At 48.4% G+C, this 18,877-nt stretch carries 18 protein-coding genes and 1 pseudogene; 6 read left to right on the plus strand and 13 right to left on the minus strand.

Features of this window, described 5'->3' with window-relative positions:
- Positions 1 to 281, plus strand: a pseudogene (locus AACP44_RS03035) (porphobilinogen synthase); the annotation flags it as partial.
- 94 nt (positions 282 to 375) lie between these two features.
- A complete protein-coding gene (locus tag AACP44_RS03040; protein ID WP_339338879.1) occupies positions 376 to 1,116 on the plus strand; it encodes a TIGR04219 family outer membrane beta-barrel protein in 741 nt (246 codons plus the stop codon).
- A 58-nt stretch (positions 1,117 to 1,174) separates the two neighbouring features.
- Here the strand turns inward: AACP44_RS03040 and ribA are convergent, their stop codons facing one another.
- The 10 genes from ribA to glyA all read right to left on the minus strand — a co-directional run bounded on the left by ribA (position 1,175) and on the right by glyA (position 9,466).
- The gene (gene ribA, locus AACP44_RS03045; RefSeq protein ID WP_339338881.1) at positions 1,175 to 1,765 is read right to left on the minus strand and encodes a GTP cyclohydrolase II; all 591 of its coding nucleotides are present in this window, start codon (positions 1,763 to 1,765) and stop codon (positions 1,175 to 1,177) included.
- 128 nt (positions 1,766 to 1,893) lie between these two features.
- Entirely contained in the window at positions 1,894 to 2,739 is an 846-nt protein-coding gene (locus AACP44_RS03050; RefSeq protein WP_339338883.1) for a hydroxymethylpyrimidine/phosphomethylpyrimidine kinase, read from the minus strand.
- Between the two features lie 166 nt (positions 2,740 to 2,905).
- Positions 2,906 to 3,394, minus strand: a complete 489-nt coding sequence (locus tag AACP44_RS03055) for a phosphatidylglycerophosphatase A (RefSeq protein ID WP_339338885.1) — start codon at positions 3,392 to 3,394, stop codon at positions 2,906 to 2,908.
- A gap of 3 nt (positions 3,395 to 3,397) precedes the next feature.
- A complete protein-coding gene (gene thiL / locus AACP44_RS03060; protein WP_339338887.1) occupies positions 3,398 to 4,393 on the minus strand; it encodes a thiamine-phosphate kinase in 996 nt (331 codons plus the stop codon).
- Positions 4,394 to 4,403: 10 nt separating this feature from the next.
- A complete protein-coding gene (gene nusB / locus AACP44_RS03065) occupies positions 4,404 to 4,865 on the minus strand; it encodes a transcription antitermination factor NusB (protein ID WP_339338889.1) in 462 nt (153 codons plus the stop codon).
- A complete protein-coding gene (ribH, locus tag AACP44_RS03070) occupies positions 4,865 to 5,359 on the minus strand; it encodes a 6,7-dimethyl-8-ribityllumazine synthase (protein ID WP_339338890.1) in 495 nt (164 codons plus the stop codon). Before ribH ends, nusB begins: the two co-directional genes overlap by 1 nt.
- Positions 5,360 to 5,371: 12 nt before the next feature.
- Entirely contained in the window at positions 5,372 to 6,490 is a 1,119-nt protein-coding gene (gene ribBA / locus AACP44_RS03075) for a bifunctional 3,4-dihydroxy-2-butanone-4-phosphate synthase/GTP cyclohydrolase II (protein ID WP_339338892.1), read from the minus strand.
- A gap of 23 nt (positions 6,491 to 6,513) precedes the next feature.
- Positions 6,514 to 7,620 (minus strand): bifunctional diaminohydroxyphosphoribosylaminopyrimidine deaminase/5-amino-6-(5-phosphoribosylamino)uracil reductase RibD, encoded by a 1,107-nt coding sequence (ribD, locus tag AACP44_RS03080; RefSeq protein ID WP_339338894.1) that lies wholly within the window; start codon positions 7,618 to 7,620, stop codon positions 6,514 to 6,516.
- A gap of 4 nt (positions 7,621 to 7,624) precedes the next feature.
- On the minus strand, positions 7,625 to 8,098 hold the full coding sequence (gene nrdR / locus AACP44_RS03085; RefSeq protein WP_339338896.1) for a transcriptional regulator NrdR: 474 nt from the start codon (positions 8,096 to 8,098) through the stop codon (positions 7,625 to 7,627).
- Positions 8,099 to 8,203: 105 nt separating this feature from the next.
- Positions 8,204 to 9,466 (minus strand): serine hydroxymethyltransferase, encoded by a 1,263-nt coding sequence (glyA, locus tag AACP44_RS03090; protein WP_339338898.1) that lies wholly within the window; start codon positions 9,464 to 9,466, stop codon positions 8,204 to 8,206.
- Positions 9,467 to 9,750: 284 nt separating this feature from the next.
- Here glyA and ettA point away from each other — a divergent pair, with 284 nt between their 5' ends.
- Positions 9,751 to 11,412 (plus strand): energy-dependent translational throttle protein EttA, encoded by a 1,662-nt coding sequence (ettA, locus tag AACP44_RS03095; protein WP_339338900.1) that lies wholly within the window; start codon positions 9,751 to 9,753, stop codon positions 11,410 to 11,412.
- Between the two features lie 76 nt (positions 11,413 to 11,488).
- Here the strand turns inward: ettA and AACP44_RS03100 are convergent, their stop codons facing one another.
- From AACP44_RS03100 to rpmE, 3 genes are all read right to left on the minus strand, one after another.
- A complete protein-coding gene (locus AACP44_RS03100) occupies positions 11,489 to 12,751 on the minus strand; it encodes a malic enzyme-like NAD(P)-binding protein (RefSeq protein ID WP_339338901.1) in 1,263 nt (420 codons plus the stop codon).
- Between the two features lie 63 nt (positions 12,752 to 12,814).
- A complete protein-coding gene (locus AACP44_RS03105; protein WP_339338903.1) occupies positions 12,815 to 13,687 on the minus strand; it encodes a thermonuclease family protein in 873 nt (290 codons plus the stop codon).
- A complete protein-coding gene (rpmE, locus tag AACP44_RS03110) occupies positions 13,662 to 13,877 on the minus strand; it encodes a 50S ribosomal protein L31 (RefSeq protein WP_339338905.1) in 216 nt (71 codons plus the stop codon). Before rpmE ends, AACP44_RS03105 begins: the two co-directional genes overlap by 26 nt.
- Positions 13,878 to 14,278: 401 nt before the next feature.
- On the opposite strand from rpmE, the gene AACP44_RS03115 reads away from it, so the two are divergent.
- The 3 genes from AACP44_RS03115 (at position 14,279) to AACP44_RS03125 (ending at position 18,877) form a co-directional block, all read left to right on the plus strand.
- Positions 14,279 to 16,477: a primosomal protein N' gene (locus tag AACP44_RS03115; RefSeq protein WP_339338907.1), complete on the plus strand. Its 2,199-nt coding sequence runs from the start codon at positions 14,279 to 14,281 to the stop codon at positions 16,475 to 16,477.
- A 127-nt stretch (positions 16,478 to 16,604) separates the two neighbouring features.
- Positions 16,605 to 18,299, plus strand: coding sequence for an arginine--tRNA ligase (gene argS, locus AACP44_RS03120; protein WP_339338909.1), 1,695 nt, complete (start codon positions 16,605 to 16,607; stop codon positions 18,297 to 18,299).
- 26 nt (positions 18,300 to 18,325) lie between these two features.
- The gene (locus AACP44_RS03125) at positions 18,326 to 18,877 is read left to right on the plus strand and encodes an SPOR domain-containing protein (protein ID WP_339338911.1); all 552 of its coding nucleotides are present in this window, start codon (positions 18,326 to 18,328) and stop codon (positions 18,875 to 18,877) included.

Consider the following 18,877-nt stretch of genomic DNA (forward strand, 5'->3'; position numbering starts at 1 on the left):
ATGAATGCGCCCTCGACCTTAAAGAGGGGGCCGATATGATTATGGTTAAACCCGGCATGCCCTATTTGGATATTGTGCGCCGAGTCAAGGATGAGCTGGCGGTACCAACCTTTGTTTATCAAGTTAGCGGCGAATATGCGATGCATGTCGCTGCTTTCCAGAACGGCTGGTTAGAAAAAGAATCAGTGATAATGGAATCTCTTGTCGCCTTTAAACGAGCCGGCGCCGACGGTATTCTCACCTACTTTGCCAAGGATGCCGCAAAGCATTTAGCACGATAGTGTGGTTCTGCCATTTTCCAATGCAACTATCGTTTTCTGCTAGACTTTGGCTAATTATTTAGCACTTTCACCATAATAAGAGGTTTTCTTCAGTATGAAAATTGCAGCTATTTTTGGCGCTATCGCCCTTTGCTTGCCGGCATTTGCTCAGGCAGACACCATCGGCTTTGAAATTGGCGCCAGCGTCTGGAACCAAAACTATGCAGGTACGGTTCAGTCGGGGCCAGATTCAATCAACCTTGAGCAAACTCTGGGCTTGCAAGATGAAACCGATAAGAGTTTTTATCTGCTTATCGAGCATCCCATCCCTCTTATCCCAAATTTCCTGTTCGCAAAAACCGAGATCAGTGTTGAGGAAACCGGTACGATTAACGTTGGATTTAATTTTGATGGTGCTGAATTTACAGAAGATGCTCTGGTCACTACTGATTCTGACCTAAGCTATACCGATTTAACCCTCTATTATGAGCTGCTCGACAATTGGATCAATTTCGATGCCGGTATTACCGTTCGCCAGTTTGATGGCGGGATAACACTAACCGGTAACGGACTAACAGCCCGCGAAAAATTCGACGATATTTTGCCGATGTTATATCTGGCGGCAAAATTCGATCTCCCCTTGACCGGCCTTTATATTGGCGGCGATATGAATACGCTCTCTTATAACGGCGATGCGTTAGTCGACTATAAACTGAATATCGGCTATGAAACTTCGTTTGGGTTAGGCTTGGAAGCCGGTTGGCGTTCTTTTGATCTGGATTTTGCCGACAGTAGCGACGAAAAAATTGACACCGCCATCGACGGTGGATACGCCAGCATTTTTTACCACTTCTAACCTAGCTCTAGCATCATGGTCGCGTGCAAACACGGCCATGATCTTTGAAACAACTAAACTAGTCGTCCATCAAATGACCAAGCTTGCCTGCTTTGGTTGCCAAGTACTTGGCATTGTGAGGATTTTGTCCGGTCTGCAGCGGCAGACGCTCAACCACATCAACACCCTGATCAGTTAAAGCCTTAACTTTACGGGGATTGTTGGTCATCAAACGAACTTGCTTGATATCCAAATGCTGCAACATCACTTTGCAGATGCCGTAATCTCGCATATCGGCACCAAAACCTAATTGTTCATTGGCTTCGACAGTATCAGCACCCTGATCCTGCAACTTATAAGCTTTGATTTTATTCAGTAGACCAATACCGCGACCTTCCTGACGAAGATATAACAGGGCACCACAGCCCTCTTTGGCAATGGCTTTCAGTGCGGCTTCAAGCTGGAAGCCACAGTCACAACGCAAACTAAACAGTGCATCTCCCGTCAAACACTCAGAATGCATTCTGGCCAAAACAGGCTCACCAGTTCCCACATCGCCCATACTGAGAATCAGGTGCTCTTTATCGTTGACGCTATCCTCAAAACCATGCATATCAAAAATACCCCATGCCGTGGGTAATTTAGAGGATTCAACATAGCGTAGGGTCACAGACATCTCCTGAAACAAAGCTTGATTGCAGCGGGCGCACATTCTATCAGCAGTCGCGCAGGGTTGCTAACCCGCTGTGGAGGGCTCAGAAAAGGGGTCAACTCGCCACAAGCACAGCAGGCTGTGTGCTAATCAGGACGCGAGTCAGAGAATTGCGGCTTATCGCCATCGTCAGTGGGCAGACCTAAATGAGCTACTGCGCCAGGGCCGCTACCAATAGCCTGAGCACCGCGTATACCTTGGGTGACATAGGCTTTCGCCAGACTGAGCGCCGCTTTAAAAGTATGCCCCTGAGACAAAGCGGCAGCGATGGCGGCAGAAAGCACACAGCCACCACCACGATTATTAACACCCAAGGCGCCGTTAACAGTCACCCAAATCTCTTCAGTGCCATCGGTCCAATAGTCGACGCGCTGACCACTGTCGCCAAATTTGGCGCCAGTGATTAACACTGAACGAGCATCCATCGCCATCAAACTAGCGGCGGCAGCTTCCATTTGCACAAACGAAGTAATCTCTGCATCCGTTAAGGCGGCGGCCTCTTCAATATTGACCACCAGCAAATCAACTCTAGGAATTAAACGGCTGCGCAATAAGTCACCAGCTTCTGTCAGTAGCTGCTCACCACTGGCCTCCAACTCCAAGTCATAAACCACATAGCCTTGATAGTCATCAAAATATTTAACCACGGTTTCTACAATTTCGAGGCTGGGCAGCGAACCGACCTTGATAATATCAGCAGGCATATCGCTATCTAAGGCATTGATTTGTGCGACAACGGATTTGCGCTCGGCGGCTATCGAATAACCGGTAGCAAAAGAATTTTGTGCGGTAATCGCTGTGACAACAGAGCAACCACAGGCACCAAAATCATGGTAGGTTTTTACATCGGATTGAATGCCGGTACCACCGCAAGAATCAGAACCAGAAATACTCCATACCACCGGGATTTTATTATTTTTTGTGTCGATCATATTGCTCACTATGGGCGTTTTTTATTAGTTTTTATCCACTTGTTAATAACCGCCAGTTAATAGCCACTAATGAATAAAGGTACAAAGAAAACAGACTATCATGTCGCGGTCTGAGAAAACACGATTAGCTAAAAAATTAAGCGGATGACTTTTATCGTTTTTACAGTCATACAGGCCCCGTTAGATAAACCAGCGCCTGCAATAACACCAGCGCATAGATTCCCGCCAGCACATCATCGATCATAATACCCAGACCCGTCTTCATATTGTTGTCGAACAATTTGATAGGCCACGGCTTCCAGATATCAAATAAACGAAATAGACTAAAGCCAATAACCAACCATAGCAGCCCCGCTGGCGCAGCAAACATAGTAATCCAGAAGCCGACAAATTCATCCCAGACAATACCCGGATGATCATGCACGCCCAAGTCATCAGCGGTTTTACCACAGAGGTAAATACCTAAAATAAAGGCCGCTACCACAACCGCAGCATAGCTTATTAAAGGCAGTTCGCTCAGTAATAGATACAGCGGAATAGCCATCAGCGTTCCAAAAGTCCCAGGGGCTTTAGGTGCCAAGCCGCTGCCAAAACCAAAGGCCAAACAATGTATCGGGTTTTTGAAAATAGTTTTTGCGCTGACTGCTCTGGTCATCTTTTATTCGCTTTGAGTAAAATGTTGATAACCAGCGATATCAATAACAACATCATCGCCATGATCATCAACGCAGCTGACACCACTACCGGCTGCCATTATTCCCACTTCAGTTATCGGCAGTGACAACCGCTGGGCCAGTGTTTTTATTTGAGTAATATTGTCCCGAGCTACGGTAAAACATAATTCATAATCATCGCCACCCTTTAAAGCATAGGCTAGCGCTTGTGGTTTTGCTATGACTTGTTTCATGACCGCTGATAACGGCAGTTGATCAACATTAATCATCGCCGCCAGCTTTGACGCAGTTGCAATATGAGCTAAGTCTGCCAATAAACCATCGGAGATATCGACGGCAGCATTAGCGACACCTAACAAACTCTGCCCGACCTCTATTCTTGCTGTGGGTTGGTAAAACCGCTGCATTAAAAATTCATGCTGCTGCTGATCAACCACCAAACGTCCCTCAATAACAGCCAAGGCCGCGGCCGCATCACCCACCGTACCCGTTACAAAAATAGCATCGCCCGGCTGAGCTGCCGAGCGCTTTAACACCGCTTGAGAACAAAGACTGCCATGAACCTGCAGCGTTATCGTCAATGGTCCCTGCGTGGTATCACCACCGATTAAAGGTATTTTGTACTGCCCGGCAGCCAAACGCAGCCCTCGACTAAAGTCGTCAAGCCATTGGCTATCCACTGAAGGCAAAGTCAGCGCCAATGTAAACGCCAATGGCTTAGCACCCATGGCTGCCAAATCACTCACGGCAACAGCCAAGGCTCGTTGACCTAATTGATAGGGATCGGCATCGTCAGGGAAATGTCGACCTGATACTAGGGTATCGATGGAAAATGCTAATTGTTGATTAGCGGCAAGAGATAGTATGGCGCAGTCATCGCCGATACCGAGCGCCACCGAAGGCTGATGGCCAGCGCCATCAATATCGGCAAAGTAGCGGGCAATAATGTCGAATTCTGTTAGCTGCCCAATATCACTCATAGACTTGTGATTAACGATCTGCGTTAATTTCGATAGCGCGCACATCCTGCGCCTGCCGATCTAGTACGCCATTGATATATTTGTGCCCATCGGTAGCACCAAATTTTTTAGCCAGCGATACCGCCTCGTTAATCACTACTTTATAGGGAATATCAATGCGCTTAGTTAGCTCATAGCTAGCCAAACGTAATAGCGCTAACTCAATAGGATCTAATTCTTCAATAGCACGATCAAGATGCGGCGTGAATGCCTGTTCTAACTCTGCCAAATTAGCGGGAACGTGATGAATAATATCATGAAAATATTCAACATCGACTTTGGAAAAATCATAATCGGTTAAAAACTGTAGCTCGATCTCTGCCACTGGATTTTTGGTCATCTGCCATTGATATAAAGCCTGCATACCATAGTGACGAGCCCTGCGACGTGCGGCTGGATTAAATTCTTTTCTTTCAGCTAGGCTTTTACTCATTACGATTTATCACTGCTCAGACTGTCAATCACACCAAGCATTTCCAATACACAGGCGGCAGATTCTTCACCCTTGTTTTCAGAATCTTCGCCAACACCACAACGCTGTAAGGCTTGTTGTTCGTTATCGACTGTCAAGACACCGAAGGCAATCGGTATACCGGTATCAAGACTGACACGCATCACACCGCTTGAGCATTCACCAGCTACATATTCAAAGTGCGGTGTGCCGCCACGAATAACAGCGCCAAGGGTAATGATGGCATCATATTTTTTGCTGGCTGCCGCATGCTGGCAGACTAACGGAATCTCATAGGCGCCGGGGCACATAATTAATTCGATATTTGAGTCTTCAATACCACTTTCTATTAAGTGCTTTTTAGCACCTGCCAATAAATTATCGACAATCAATGTATTCCAGCGAGTGACAACGATGGCAATTTTTTTGCCGGCCAATATCGCTGCATCATATTCGGGTGTCTCAATACCTTTCATTATGCGCTACCGTTATTCAGGAGATACGAAATCAACAATTTCCAAATCAAAACCGGAAATTGCATTGTATTTAATCGGCGGTCCCATCAATCGCAGTTTGCTGACGCCGACATCACGTAAAATCTGCGAACCCAAGCCAATAGTCAGGTAGGCATTGGAGCTGCCATCAACCACTGCTGACAAAGGCGGTTTTTTACCCACGGCAATGTCAACACTAGCCAAGGTTTCTTCGGGGCGTTCATCGTGGGCCAACAGCACCACAACACCACTGCCTTCTTCAGCTACTTTTTTGATACAGCGTTGAATATTCCAACTGGGTGATTCGCCGGGTTGCGTGCCGAATAAATCACGAATAGATGATGCCAAATGCACGCGCACCAGTGTGGCGTCATCTTTACTGACATCGCCTTTGACTAGGGCGTGATGAATATCGCCCGCCAATAAATCTTTATAGGTATGCAGGGTAAACTCACCGTAATCTGTATTCACTTTACCCTGATTAATTTTCTCAATCGTTCTTTCATTGATCACACGGTAGTGAATTAAGTCAGCAATGGTCCCAATTTTTAAATCGTGTTCTTCAGCAAATTTTTCTAATTCCGGACGGCGGGCCATACTGCCGTCTTCATTCATAATTTCTACAATAGTGCCTGATGCTTCAAAACCAGCCAGCCGGGCAAGATCACAGCCCGCTTCGGTATGACCGGCGCGAGTTAATACACCACCGGGCTGGGCCATAATGGGAAAGATATGCCCAGGCTGTACGATATCGTTAGGCTTGGCGCCGCGAGCAACCGCGGTGCGAACAGTATGGGCGCGATCGGCGGCGGAGATACCGGTAGTCACACCTTCTGAGGCCTCAATTGATAAGGTAAAGTTGGTGCCAAATTGCGCACCGTTAGCACCATCGACCATTAATGGTAAATCGATTTGTCGACAACGATCTTCGGTCAGGGTCAGACAAATCAAGCCGCGGGCATGCTTGGCCATAAAATTAATATCCTGTGGCTTTACACACTCTGAGGCCATGACCAGATCACCCTCATTTTCGCGATCTTCATCATCCATCAAAATAACCATTTTGCCTAAACGGATATCTTGTATCAGTTCTTCAACAGTATTGAGCGCCATTTTTTTCCTCTTAGGTATTACTGTCAGGCGGGATTGGCATCAATGCGCCAATCGTCACCTACCGGGGTAATACTTTCAATAGTTAACCGTTGCTGCTGGCTCATGGTATCCAGCGGCAACTGTAATAAAGGTCTAGCTTCGCTACCCATCAGTGTGGGTGCCATATAAATATTAAGCTGGTCGACCAAGTCTGCTTCAACAAAAGCACCCGCCAATGTCGCACCGGCTTCAACCATCACCTCATTGCACTGTCTTTCGGACAGTAGTTGCATGGTTTTATTGATATCCACCTGACCATTGGCGGCAGGTCGATAAACCACCTCAGCACCTGCCTGCTCTAAGGCCTGCTGAGCTGTTATATTTTCTGTTGCTGCAACAATCAGTGTTTGTCCGGGTTGCGATAACAACTTTGTCTCTGGTGGCAGACGCAGATTAGAATCCAAAATAACTCTTAATGGTTGCCGCTCCGCGGCCAGTAACGCCATATCCGGATCGATACCCATTTCATCTGCCCGTACAGTTAAGCAGGCCTGATCAGTCATGATCGTGTCCACCCCCGATACGATTGCGCAACTACGGGCACGTAACCGCTGCACATCACTGCGAGCCTCTGCACCGGTAATCCACTGGCTCTCACCCGAATCCATCGCAGTGCGGCCATCGAGACTCATCGCCAATTTTACCCGCACCCAGGGCAGGCCTGTTTCCATACGCTTAAGAAAACCCGGGTTGAGCTTTCTCGCCTGTGCTTCCAGCACACCGATATCAACATTGATACCCGCCTCACGCAATCTGGCAATGCCGGTTCCGGACACCAACGGATTGGGATCGGTCATCGCCACCACCACCCGTACCACTTTGGCCGCTATCAATGCCTCGCAACAAGGTGCTGTTTTGCCGGTATGACTGCAAGGTTCCAGAGTGACATAAGCGGTGGCACCACTGGCATCACTGGCATCGATCAGCGCAATCACCTCAGCGTGGGCTTCACCGGCGCGCAAATGAAAACCACGACCGATCACTTCACCATCGCGCACCAATACACAACCCACTCGCGGATTGGGCGAGGTGGTATATAAACCGCCTCGGGCTAAATCGATGGCCAACTGCATGTAGTCATGATCATTCATTAGCTTAATCGCCGCTGCTGGCTTCAGGTTCTTCCGCCAAGCGGTCTATCTCTTCGCGGAATTCATTGAGATCTTTAAAATCTCTATAAACAGAGGCAAAGCGCACAAAAGCCACTTGATCCAGTTGCTTTAAATGCTCCATCACTAATTCACCCACCGTTATCGATTTAACTTCTCGCTCACCAGTCGCCTGCAATGAATGCTCAATTTGGCTAACAATAGCCTCAATTTTTTCAATGCTGACGGGGCGCTTTTCCAAGGCACGCAATAAACCGGCACGCATTTTTTCTTCATCAAAAGGCTCGCGATTACCGTTTTGCTTAATAATACGCGGCATTAACAGTTCGGCCGTTTCATAGCTGGTAAAACGCTCCAGACAAGCGGTGCATTCGCGACGGCGACGTACCTGACCGCCCTCGGCAACCAGCCGGGAGTCAATAACCTTGGTATCATCATGGGAGCAAAAGGGACAGCGCATGGACGGCTTGCCTTAATGGATGGTTGAAAGTGGGCGCAAGTTTATCATAGAAGCCACAAAAGGCGGCAATGCACCGCCTCTGGGTATTTTAAAGAACTATTGGGTTTACTTATAAACCGGAAAGCGCGCACAGATATCCAGCACTTTAGCTTTTACCTCAGGAACAACCTGCTCACTGGTGCCATTTTCTAGCGAATCCAGTACATCGCACATCCAATGGGTTAGCTCGCGACACTCATCTTCTTTAAAACCGCGGGTAGTAATGGCAGGCGTACCGACACGCAGCCCCGAGGTTACAAAGGGTGAACGTGGATCATTGGGTACAGCGTTTTTGTTAACAGTAATAAAGGCATCACCGAGCGCTGCATCGGCATCTTTACCGGTATAGTCTTTGCCGATTAGATCAACCAGCATCAGGTGATTTTCGGTACCACCGGAAACAATCTTGATACCACGCTCGATAAAGGTCGACGCCATCACCTTGGCGTTAGCCACAACCTGCTGCTGATAGACCTTAAAATCTTCACCGGCCGCTTCTTTAAAGCTTATCGCTTTGGCTGCGATCACATGCATCAAAGGACCACCCTGACCACCGGGGAATACCGCAGAGTTAAACTTCTTCTCCAAGGCCTCATTATGTTTGGCAAGGATAATACCACCACGCGGGCCGCGTAGGGTTTTGTGGGTGGTTGAGGTTACCACGTCAGCAAAGGGCACTGGGTTTGGATAAACACCGGCAGCAACCAAACCGGCAATATGGGCCATGTCGACCAATAAATAGGCCTCCACTTTATCGGCAATGTCGCGAAAACGCGCCCAATCAACAATGCCGGAGTAAGCAGAAAAACCGGCTACAATCATTTTCGGTTTATGCTCCAGCGCCAGCGCTTCAACCTGATCGTAATCGATCATACCGGTTTCGGGGTTTAGGCCATACTGAACCGAGTTATACACCTTGCCCGAGAAGTTTGGCTTGGCACCATGGGTTAAGTGACCGCCAGCGTCCAAGCTCATCCCCAATACGGTATCGCCGGCTTGTAATAGGGCCAAATAAACCGCCGAGTTAGCCTGCGAACCCGAGTGTGGTTGCACATTGGCATAATCAGCACCAAACAAGGCCTTAACCCGCTCAATAGCCAACTGCTCAGCTTTATCGACATACTCACAGCCGCCGTAGTAACGCTTGCCGGGATACCCTTCAGCGTATTTGTTAGTCATTGAACTGCCCTGCGCTTCCATCACCCGCGGGCTGGTGTAGTTTTCAGATGCGATCAACTCAATATGCTGTTCTTGACGCTGATTTTCTTCGCCAATAGCGGAAAAAATCTCATCGTCAAAACCTGCAACTTGCATATCTTTACTAAACATTGCTAACCCCTTGGACCCTTGCCTAATAGATGGTAATTGTAATGATAAATACTGGGAACTGACCACGTGTTAAATATGATTTTTCAAAGGCGGGCATTGTACCGGATTGCTGCTTTTTAGGCGAGCCGTTAAGTTAGTGGAAATAACCGCTGCCACTGAATCGATAACCGCGCCATACCCACCTTGATCTACAGCACAAGATTGAGTACCGTGCCATCCTGTTTCAGCTATTCTAATCACTAGCTATTTTAACCACTAACAGCTCGAGTCAGGACCAATAACCTATGGCACAGTACGTTTACACCATGAACCGAGTGGGCAAAATTGTCCCACCCAAACGCCAAATTCTTAAAGATATTTCGCTGTCCTTTTTCCCCGGCGCCAAGATTGGTGTACTGGGCTTAAATGGTGCGGGTAAATCGACACTGTTGCGAATTATGGCCGGCGTCGATACCGAATTTGAAGGTGAAGCTCGACCACAGGCCGGTATTAATGTCGGCTATCTATCGCAGGAACCCGAGCTTGATCCCAATAAAGATGTGCGTGGCAATGTAGAAGATGGGCTGGGCGAAGTGGTTGCCGCGCAACAGGAATTAGAAGCCGTGTTTGCCGCCTATGCCGAACCGGACGCTGACTATGATGCGCTGGGTAAACGCCAGCAGGAACTGGAAAATATTATTCAGGCGGCCGACTCGGAAAATCTGGACCATAAACTAGAAGTGGCTGCCGATGCTTTACGCCTGCCACCCTGGGATGCCGATGTGACAAAATTGTCCGGCGGTGAACGTCGTCGGGTAGCCCTTTGTCGACTACTGCTTTCCAACCCCGATATGTTATTGCTGGACGAACCAACCAACCATTTGGACGCTGAATCAGTTCACTGGCTGGAACAATTCCTTTGCGAATACCCCGGCACCGTGGTTGCTATTACCCACGACCGTTATTTTCTCGATAATGCAGCAGGCTGGATTTTAGAACTGGATCGGGGTCGCGGCATTCCCTATGAAGGCAACTACTCTTCTTGGCTGGAACAAAAGGAACAGCGTCTGGAGCGTGAAGCCAAGCAAGAAGCCTCGCATCAGAAAACCGTTAAATCGGAATTGGAATGGGTAAGACAAAACCCCAAAGGTCGGCAGGCAAAAAACAAAGCGCGCATCGCTCGTTTTGAAGAATTGCAATCGCAGGATTTCCAAAGCCGCGCCGAAACTAACGAAATTTATATTCCGCCGGGACAGCGCCTTGGTGACAAAGTCATCGAAGTAAAGGCAGTGAGTAAATCCTTTGGCGATGAAATGCTGTATCAGGATCTGAGCTTTAATGTTCCGAAAGGCGCCATCGTCGGTGTTATCGGCGGTAACGGAGCGGGTAAATCAACGCTATTTAAAATAATTGCCGGCATGGAACAGGCCGACAGCGGTGCTGTTGAGCTAGGCGAAACGGTTGATCTGGTTTATGTTGAACAGCTGCGCGATGCCCTTGATGACAAGCAAACGGTATGGGAAGCGGTGTCCGAAGGTCACGATATTCTTAAAATTGGCAATTACGAAATCCCATCGCGAGCTTATATCGGCCGCTTTAATTTTAAGGGCTCCGATCAACAAAAACGGGTGGGCGAACTCTCTGGAGGTGAACGCGGCCGATTGCAACTGGCCTGCACCTTAAAACAAGGGGGCAATGTGCTATTGCTTGATGAGCCGTCTAATGATCTGGATGTAGAAACATTGCGAGCGCTAGAAGAAGCCCTAATTACCTTCCCTGGCTGTGCGATGATTATCTCTCACGATCGCTGGTTTCTTGATCGCATTTGTACCCATATTCTTGCCTATGAAGGCGATAGCGAAGTGGTATTCTTTGAAGGCAACTACACCGAATACCATGAAGATTTTATTGCCCGCAAAGGTGAAAACGCGCTGCCACAACGGGTCAAATATAAAAAGCTAAAGTAACTTCGCCAACGCATGATGGATTGGCGTCAATAAAATCTCCGCTTATAAAAAAAGGTCGTCTAATGATGGCCTTTTTTTATACATCATCAACGCTATTGATCGGGTAATGTTTGGGGTAAGGCAATCTTGCCACGCCGGTATCGACAGCAGCCTGTGCCACTGCAGCAGAGACATTAGCCAATAAGCGACTGTCCATAGGCTTGGGGATAATATAACCGGGACCAAACTCTAAACAATCCAGTCCACAAGCATCCAATACTTCTTGCGGCACTGGCTGCTTGGCCAATTCACGAATTGCATTAACGGCAGCAATTTTCATTTCACGATTAATTTTACTAGCACGTACATCTAAAGCACCGCGAAAAATAAATGGAAAACCTAAAACATTATTTACCTGATTAGGAAAATCAGAACGGCCTGTCGCCATAATCAAATCACTGCGGGTCGCATTGGCCAACGCCGGATCAATTTCGGGATCAGGATTAGAACAGGCGAATACCACCGGATTAGGTGCCATAGTCTTTAACAACTCTGGGCTTAATAAATCAGCGCCAGACAAGCCCAAAAAGACGTCGGCATCATTAATGGCATCTTCTAAGGTTCTATCGGTAGTGTCGTGGGCGAACTCTTGTTTAAATTCGTTCACGCCTTCACGGCCGTTGTAAATAACGCCGAGACGATCAATCATGGTCGCATTATCATTTTTCGCACCCAGGCTGAGTAATAAACTCATACAAGCAATAGCGGCCGATCCTGCACCCAAGCAAACAATCTTTGCCTCTTCTATAGTTTTTCCCTGAATCTCCAATGCATTCAACAGGCCAGCCGCAGTCACAATAGCGGTGCCATGTTGGTCATCATGAAAAATCGGCACATCGCATTGCTCGATTAATGTTTTTTCAATTTCAAAACACTCCGGTGCTTTTATATCTTCTAAATTAATCCCGCCAAAGGTATTGGCAATTAATGCCACCGCATTAATAAATTCCTGAGAATTTTTGGTATCCACTTCAATATCAACAGAATCAATACCGGCAAAACGCTTAAACAATAATGCCTTACCTTCCATCACCGGCTTACTAGCCAAAGTTCCTAAATCACCCAAACCTAGAACCGCAGTACCGTTAGTAATAACTGCGACCAAATTGCCTTTTATCGTATAGTCATAAGCCAAGTCCGGATTTTCAGCAATAGCCTTAACCGGCTCGGCCACACCAGGGCTATAGGCCAAAGCAAGATCCTGCTGGGTCACCGCACTGGTGCTCAACTCGATAGAAATTTTTCCCGGCTTGGGTTGGGCATGATAATCCAACGCCGCTTGCTTAATATTTGTGGACATACTGCTGTTCCGATAATTAAAAATACTGATAAAAACTACTAATTATAACGTTATAAAATTCGATCACTTCAGCATCGCCGAATGCTGCAGGTTCATCATCAACGGAGAATAACCTTGTTGCATAACAGCGCTGGACTGGCTGCGATCTTTTACCCAGCCACGAACAATCAACCTACGGTTAAGCCAGTCTTGCGGATTGACGCCATCCAAATATTTCAGGTGTTTATCGCGCACCCGAATCGCCAATTTATCAAGCTGCACCCACCAACCACCTCGACTGCGATTGACTGCAATCACTTGACCGGTCAGTCGTTGAAACCCTGTGTCACTCATACTAAGGTCTTTCGCTTGTTTGGCCCGATAAGCTTCATTGCCCCAGATCCCCAGTGCCTGTTTTTTTGCCGTTGTTTCAACCGCCGCTAAACAACGCCAGTGCTGCTCATTCGGCGGCACCACAACCTGCCAAGCGAAACCCAAACCGAGCAGATAGGCGGAGAGGCTATGACCATCAGCCCGATAAACATGGGCCAATATCCGGCCGTAATGATCCGCGCGCTGCTCACCAAAACTAAGACCGACTCGGCTCGCACCGGCAAAAAATTCTTCTGCTGCTTGCTTTGCCGCACTGGCCAAGGGCTCTGGATAATGCGGCTTATTGTTTTTTCTATGGCCTATTTCTGGCGTATTTATACCCATGACTCGCACCTTGCGCCCATCACGCAAATGCAAAGTATCGCCATCAACTATTTTTTTCAGTTGCGCCCATTCAATATCACCGCTGGCAGCACAACGCGACTCTGCCAATACCGGCAGGGAAAATAGATAGAGATAGAGATATAGCGCAGATACAAAAACGCCCAGACAATAATGACTGGGCGTTTTGTTTAAATTCCCCGTAATACTCAGGCGATTAACCCTTGCTGCTGCGACTAGCAAAGCGCTTCTTAAAGCGATCAACACGGCCACCACTATCCAACATTTTTTGCTTGCCGGTATAGAACGGGTGACAGGCGCCACAAACGTCCAAGTGAATATCTTTACACAAGGTCGAGCGTGTAGTTACCACATTACCGCAACTACAGGTGGCGGTAATCATTTCATATTTAGGGTGGATATCAGCTTTCATGGTTTTGCTCTCTTTACTGTCTCTTTTAGTGTGCCGCCACTCAATCAAGCCTTAGGGTCTCCTCCGTGGAAACAGCTGTCGAGCACCGCACTAATATCAGTCGCAAGTTAAGCCTTGCAACTGGGTAAAAATCAGGCGCACGATCATACCAGAGAGCCCCGTGATTGCAATGGGAATTTCTGCAACCCGGTATCAGGATATTAGGCTCTGATTCACCGACCCCGCCTAAATAAAAAATTACTTTATAAAACAATTGTTTATATCAATTTAATAAGGCGCAACAGACCCCGCCAAGGCCGGATTTATTCAACACGGATTTAGTGCAAAATTTTGTTACACTAAGCACTTTTATCTTTAGCACTTGGCTCTAGCACTCAATCAAACATCAAATTAGACACTGAATGCCCATACTCACCTTGGCTATGCCCACACCGCTTCGTCGCAGCTTTGATTATCTGCCACCAGAAGCTATGACCGAACAAGCTGTGGCCGCCCTGCAACCGGGTATACGTATTGAAGCTCCCTTTGGTAACCGCCAACTAGTCGGCATGCTATTGGCCATCAAAGACACTAGCGATTTTGATAGCAGCAAAATAAAGCCAGTCACTAAAATACTGGATAATCAACCGCTATTGAGCGGCAAACTACTCGCCCTTGGCCAATGGGCAGCTAGCTACTACCAACACCCAGTGGGTGATGCCTTCGCCAATGCGATACCAACTTTGCTGCGCAAAGGGGCGCAACTGATTCCCAATACTGCAACTCACTGGCAATTAACCACCGAGGGCAAAGGCCTGCCTGAAGGCGCGCTTAAACGAGCGGCCAAACAAGCGCAGCTAGTCAGCTTATTGCAACAGCAAGCCAGCCTGAGCCGAGCACAATTAGATAATGCCCAAATCAGCCAAGCGACCTGCAAAGCCTTAATCGAAAAAGGGTTGGTTGAGCGGGTTGAAATCGCCGCGCAGCGCTATGACCACAACCAAGATTGCTTAAAATCGGCACCTTTGACACTGAATGCCGAACAACAACACGCGCTGGATACCATCAATACTCATAGTGGCTTTCAATGTTATGTTCTGGAAGGGATTACTGGCAGCGGCAAGACGGAGGTTTATCTGCAACTGATCGAGCAGTGCCTGAAAAAACAGCAGCAAGCACTGATTCTAATTCCAGAAATAGGCCTGACCCCGCAAACGCTGAGCCGCTTTCAACAGCGCTTTAACTGCCCTATCGCCACCCTCCACTCAGGCCTGACTGATCGAGAGCGTTTACTGGCGTGGCAGCAAGCGCAATCCGGTGAGGCGGGGATTATCCTCGGTACACGCTCGGCGATTTTTTCCGCAGTCGCTAATTTGGGGCTGATTATTATCGACGAAGAGCACGATAGCTCTTTTAAACAGCAGGACGGTTTTCGCTATTCAGCCAGAGATATTGGCATCAAACGGGCCTCCGATGAACAATGCCCGATCGTTCTAGGCTCGGCCACGCCCAGTCTGGAAACACTCAATAACGCCCTGCAAGGCCGCTATCATCATCTGCAATTAAAACAGCGAGCCACAGGCGCCAGCGCCCCCAGATTTGAATTGCTGGATATACGCCACGCACCGATGGAGGACGGTTTTAGCCCAGCGCTGATAAGCGCCATTGGCAGCGAAATTGAGCGAGGCAACCAGGTACTGGTATTTATTAATCGACGCGGATTTTCTCCTATGTTGATGTGCCACGATTGTGGCCATGTCGCCCATTGCCAACATTGCGACGCGCGAATGACGGTGCATTATCAACAGCGCATGCTGCGCTGTCATCACTGCGGACATCAGACCGCACTTCCCGATCGATGCCCGGAATGTAATAGCAATCAACTAGAATTCCGCGGCTCTGGAACCGAACGCAGTGAGCAGGCGTTAAAACGCCTGTTTCCGACCACCGAGATTCAACGGATTGATCGCGATACCACCACTCGCAAACAAGCGATGCAACAAATGGTTGATCAGGTACACAAGGGAGAGCCCTGCATTCTAGTCGGCACCCAGATGCTGGCCAAAGGTCATCACTTCCCCGATGTTACCTTGGTCGCGGTACTTGATGCCGATGGCGGCTTGTTTAGCGCAGATTTTCGTGGCCCCGAGAAAATGGGACAGTTATTGATTCAGGTCGCTGGCCGTGCAGGCCGCGAGCGCAAAGCCGGTAGAGTCATGATTCAGACTCATCAGCCGGAACATCCGCTGATCACCAGTCTGGTCAATGATAGCTACCACCAATACGCCAAAGCCCTGCTCGCCGAGCGCAACAGCAGTGGTCTGCCGCCATTTGGCCACCTCGCCCTAGTGCGCGCCGAAGCTAGCAACCTGCCACAAACCGACACATTATTGCAGCACTTGCGGGATCAGGTCGATTCAAGTGGCTGCCAGATTTTTGGGCCACTACCGGCCCCCATGACCCGCAAAGCTGGCCGGTTTAGAAGCCAATTATTAGTGCGCTCAGATCAGCGCAGGCCGCTGCATCGCACCCTGCAACAGCTTTGCTCACTGGCAGAGCAACATCCATTAGCTGGCAAAGTCCGTTGGTCAGTCGATGTGGATCCCAGCGAGATGTTTTAATTTGGCGACACCAGAAAATTTTTTGCTATCACGGTGATGGCGGCTCAGAAAAAGTAGCTCGAGCAGGCAAAATTCTGGATAATAGCCGCCCTTGCCGCCCTGAAATCCGAATACCCGCTGGAACCCAATGAAAGACCATATAGCTGAACTGATTAACGCCGCACTTAACACCCTGATGAATAATGGCGACCTGCCCGCCGATGTCGAGCCGCGCGTCACTATCGACCGCACCAAAGACAAAGCCCACGGTGATCTCGCCAGTAATATCGCGATGACATTGGCCAAGGCGGCAAAAAAATCACCCCGCGATATTGCTCAGCTCATTATCGATGCCCTGCCCGCTTCAGAAAAACTCACCAAAGCCGAAATCGCCGGCCCGGGTTTTATTAATTTCTTTTTAAACGAAGCCGCCACCACCGCGGTGATTAAAGATATTCTGACGCAGGGGGAAAACTTCGGTCGCTGCAATAACGGCGCCGGCAAAAAAGTACAGGTGGAATTTGTCTCCGCCAACCCGACTGGCCCATTGCATGTCGGTCATGGTCGCGGTGCCGCCGTTGGCGATAGTCTTTGTCGTTTATTAGCAGCCAATGGCTGGGATGTGACCGCAGAATTTTATTACAACGATGCTGGCCAGCAAATTAATAATCTCGCCAGCTCGGTACAAGCGCGCTGCAAAGGCTTAGGCCCCGACGATAAAAGCTGGCCCCAAGATGGTTATCAAGGCGATTATATTATTGATGTCGCCAAATCCTATATGGCGCAAGAAACCATTAATGCCGAAGACAAACATGTGGTCGGTGTTGGCGATGCCGACAATATCGATGCTATTCGCGAGTTTGCGGTTGCCTATTTACGCCGCGAACAAGATCTGGATTTAAAAGCCTTTGGTGTCGACTTTGATGTTTACTATTTAGAGTCCGCCCTTTACGCCGATGGCGATGTGGAAAAAACCGTACAGCACTTAATTGATAGCGGTCACAGCTATGAAAAAGACGGCGCACTCTGGTTAAAAACCACGGATTTTGGCGATGATAAAGACCGCGTTATGCGCAAATCCGAAGGCGGCTATACCTATTTTGTGCCCGATGTAGCCTACCATTTGAATAAATGGCAGCGCGGTTTCGAGCGCGTTATCAACGAACAAGGCGCCGACCATCACAGCACTGTTACTCGCGTTCGTGCTGGCATACAAGCGGTTAGCCAACATCAGCGTCAAAACATTCCAACAGACTGGCCTGAATATGTACTCCACCAAATGGTGATGGTGATGCGCGGCGGTGAAGAAGTAAAAATTTCTAAACGTGCCGGTAGCTACCTCACTATCAGAGATTTGATCGATGAAGTGGGCAAAGATGCCACCCGTTACTTTTTAGTGGCAAGGGCCGCGACCTCGCAGCTAACTTTCGATATTGATTTGGCCATATCGCAAAGCAACGATAATCCGGTTTATTATATTCAGTACGCTCACGCTCGCGTTTGCAGCATGCAACGCAAGCTGGCAGATCATGGCTGGAGTTGGTCAGCGGATCATGCCAACACGCTGGAATTACTGACTGAGGATGCGGAAAAAAGCCTGCTTAATAAATTAGCCGCCTACCCTGAACTGATTAGCCATGCAGCCAATAACTGCGAACCACATATTGTCGCCAACTATCTGCGGGAATTAGCGGGTGATTTTCATAGCTACTATAATGCCCATAAAATGTTAATTGATGACAACAATTTACGTAATGCGCGACTCAGTTTAAGCGAAGCCGTTCGGCAGGTTATCAAAAATGGTCTAAGCTTACTGGGCGTTTCAGCGCCAACGGCAATGTAACCAGGTTCAAATAAGCAGCGCCTATTATGACTCATGATTTCGCCAAACAACCCAAGGCGGCCAAAAAGAAAACAACACGCAAGGCTAAAAGTCAGGTGCCCGGCTGGGTGTGGCTGTTTACCGGCATTGTCACTGGTTTGTTTATTAACTTTTTAGGCTATTTGGCGGATATCACGCCGGAAGATGCGCCGACAGAAATCTCTAACGCTGTTGAAAAGGCCGCTGAGGAGGTTAAAACCACCGCCACTAAATTTGATTTCTACACTCTATTGCCGGAACGTGAAGTCATTGTTCCGGTTGATCAGCAAGAGGAAGATGGCAAATCCGCCGAAGCCACGCTCTATATTCTCCAAGCCGGCTCGTTCAAAAAAGCCGAAGATGGTGACCGCCTTAGAGCCCAGCTGATACTGATGGGGCTCAATGCCCGAGTAGAAGCTATTACCTCCGCCAATGGCGATGTATGGCATCGCGTGCAAGTTGGCCCCTTTGAAGATCGCTCACAATTAGCCAAAGCGCGTGGCACGCTGATCGAAAAAGGCATCGATACGCTACTGCTCAAGCGCAAAGCAGAAGGTTAA

This window comes from uncultured Oceanicoccus sp., from assembly GCF_963968385.1.
Taxonomy (GTDB): Bacteria; Pseudomonadota; Gammaproteobacteria; order Pseudomonadales; family Dasaniaceae; genus Oceanicoccus.

Coding starts and splice junctions, on each gene's coding strand:
- argS (WP_339338909.1), top strand. CDS start 16,605: ATGAAAGACCATATAGCTGAACTGATTAACGCCGCACTTAACACCCTG.
- AACP44_RS03055 (WP_339338885.1), bottom strand. CDS start 3,394: ATGACCAGAGCAGTCAGCGCAAAAACTATTTTCAAAAACCCGATACAT.
- nusB (WP_339338889.1), bottom strand. CDS start 4,865: ATGAGTAAAAGCCTAGCTGAAAGAAAAGAATTTAATCCAGCCGCACGT.
- nrdR (WP_339338896.1), bottom strand. CDS start 8,098: ATGCGCTGTCCCTTTTGCTCCCATGATGATACCAAGGTTATTGACTCC.
- AACP44_RS03100 (WP_339338901.1), bottom strand. CDS start 12,751: ATGTCCACAAATATTAAGCAAGCGGCGTTGGATTATCATGCCCAACCC.
- ribH (WP_339338890.1), bottom strand. CDS start 5,359: ATGAAAGGTATTGAGACACCCGAATATGATGCAGCGATATTGGCCGGC.
- rpmE (WP_339338905.1), bottom strand. CDS start 13,877: ATGAAAGCTGATATCCACCCTAAATATGAAATGATTACCGCCACCTGT.
- glyA (WP_339338898.1), bottom strand. CDS start 9,466: ATGTTTAGTAAAGATATGCAAGTTGCAGGTTTTGACGATGAGATTTTT.
- ribBA (WP_339338892.1), bottom strand. CDS start 6,490: ATGGCGCTCAATACTGTTGAAGAACTGATACAAGATATCCGTTTAGGC.
- ribD (WP_339338894.1), bottom strand. CDS start 7,620: ATGAATGATCATGACTACATGCAGTTGGCCATCGATTTAGCCCGAGGC.
- AACP44_RS03125 (WP_339338911.1), top strand. CDS start 18,326: ATGACTCATGATTTCGCCAAACAACCCAAGGCGGCCAAAAAGAAAACA.
- AACP44_RS03115 (WP_339338907.1), top strand. CDS start 14,279: ATGCCCATACTCACCTTGGCTATGCCCACACCGCTTCGTCGCAGCTTT.
- ettA (WP_339338900.1), top strand. CDS start 9,751: ATGGCACAGTACGTTTACACCATGAACCGAGTGGGCAAAATTGTCCCA.
- AACP44_RS03040 (WP_339338879.1), top strand. CDS start 376: ATGAAAATTGCAGCTATTTTTGGCGCTATCGCCCTTTGCTTGCCGGCA.
- thiL (WP_339338887.1), bottom strand. CDS start 4,393: ATGAGTGATATTGGGCAGCTAACAGAATTCGACATTATTGCCCGCTAC.
- AACP44_RS03050 (WP_339338883.1), bottom strand. CDS start 2,739: ATGATCGACACAAAAAATAATAAAATCCCGGTGGTATGGAGTATTTCT.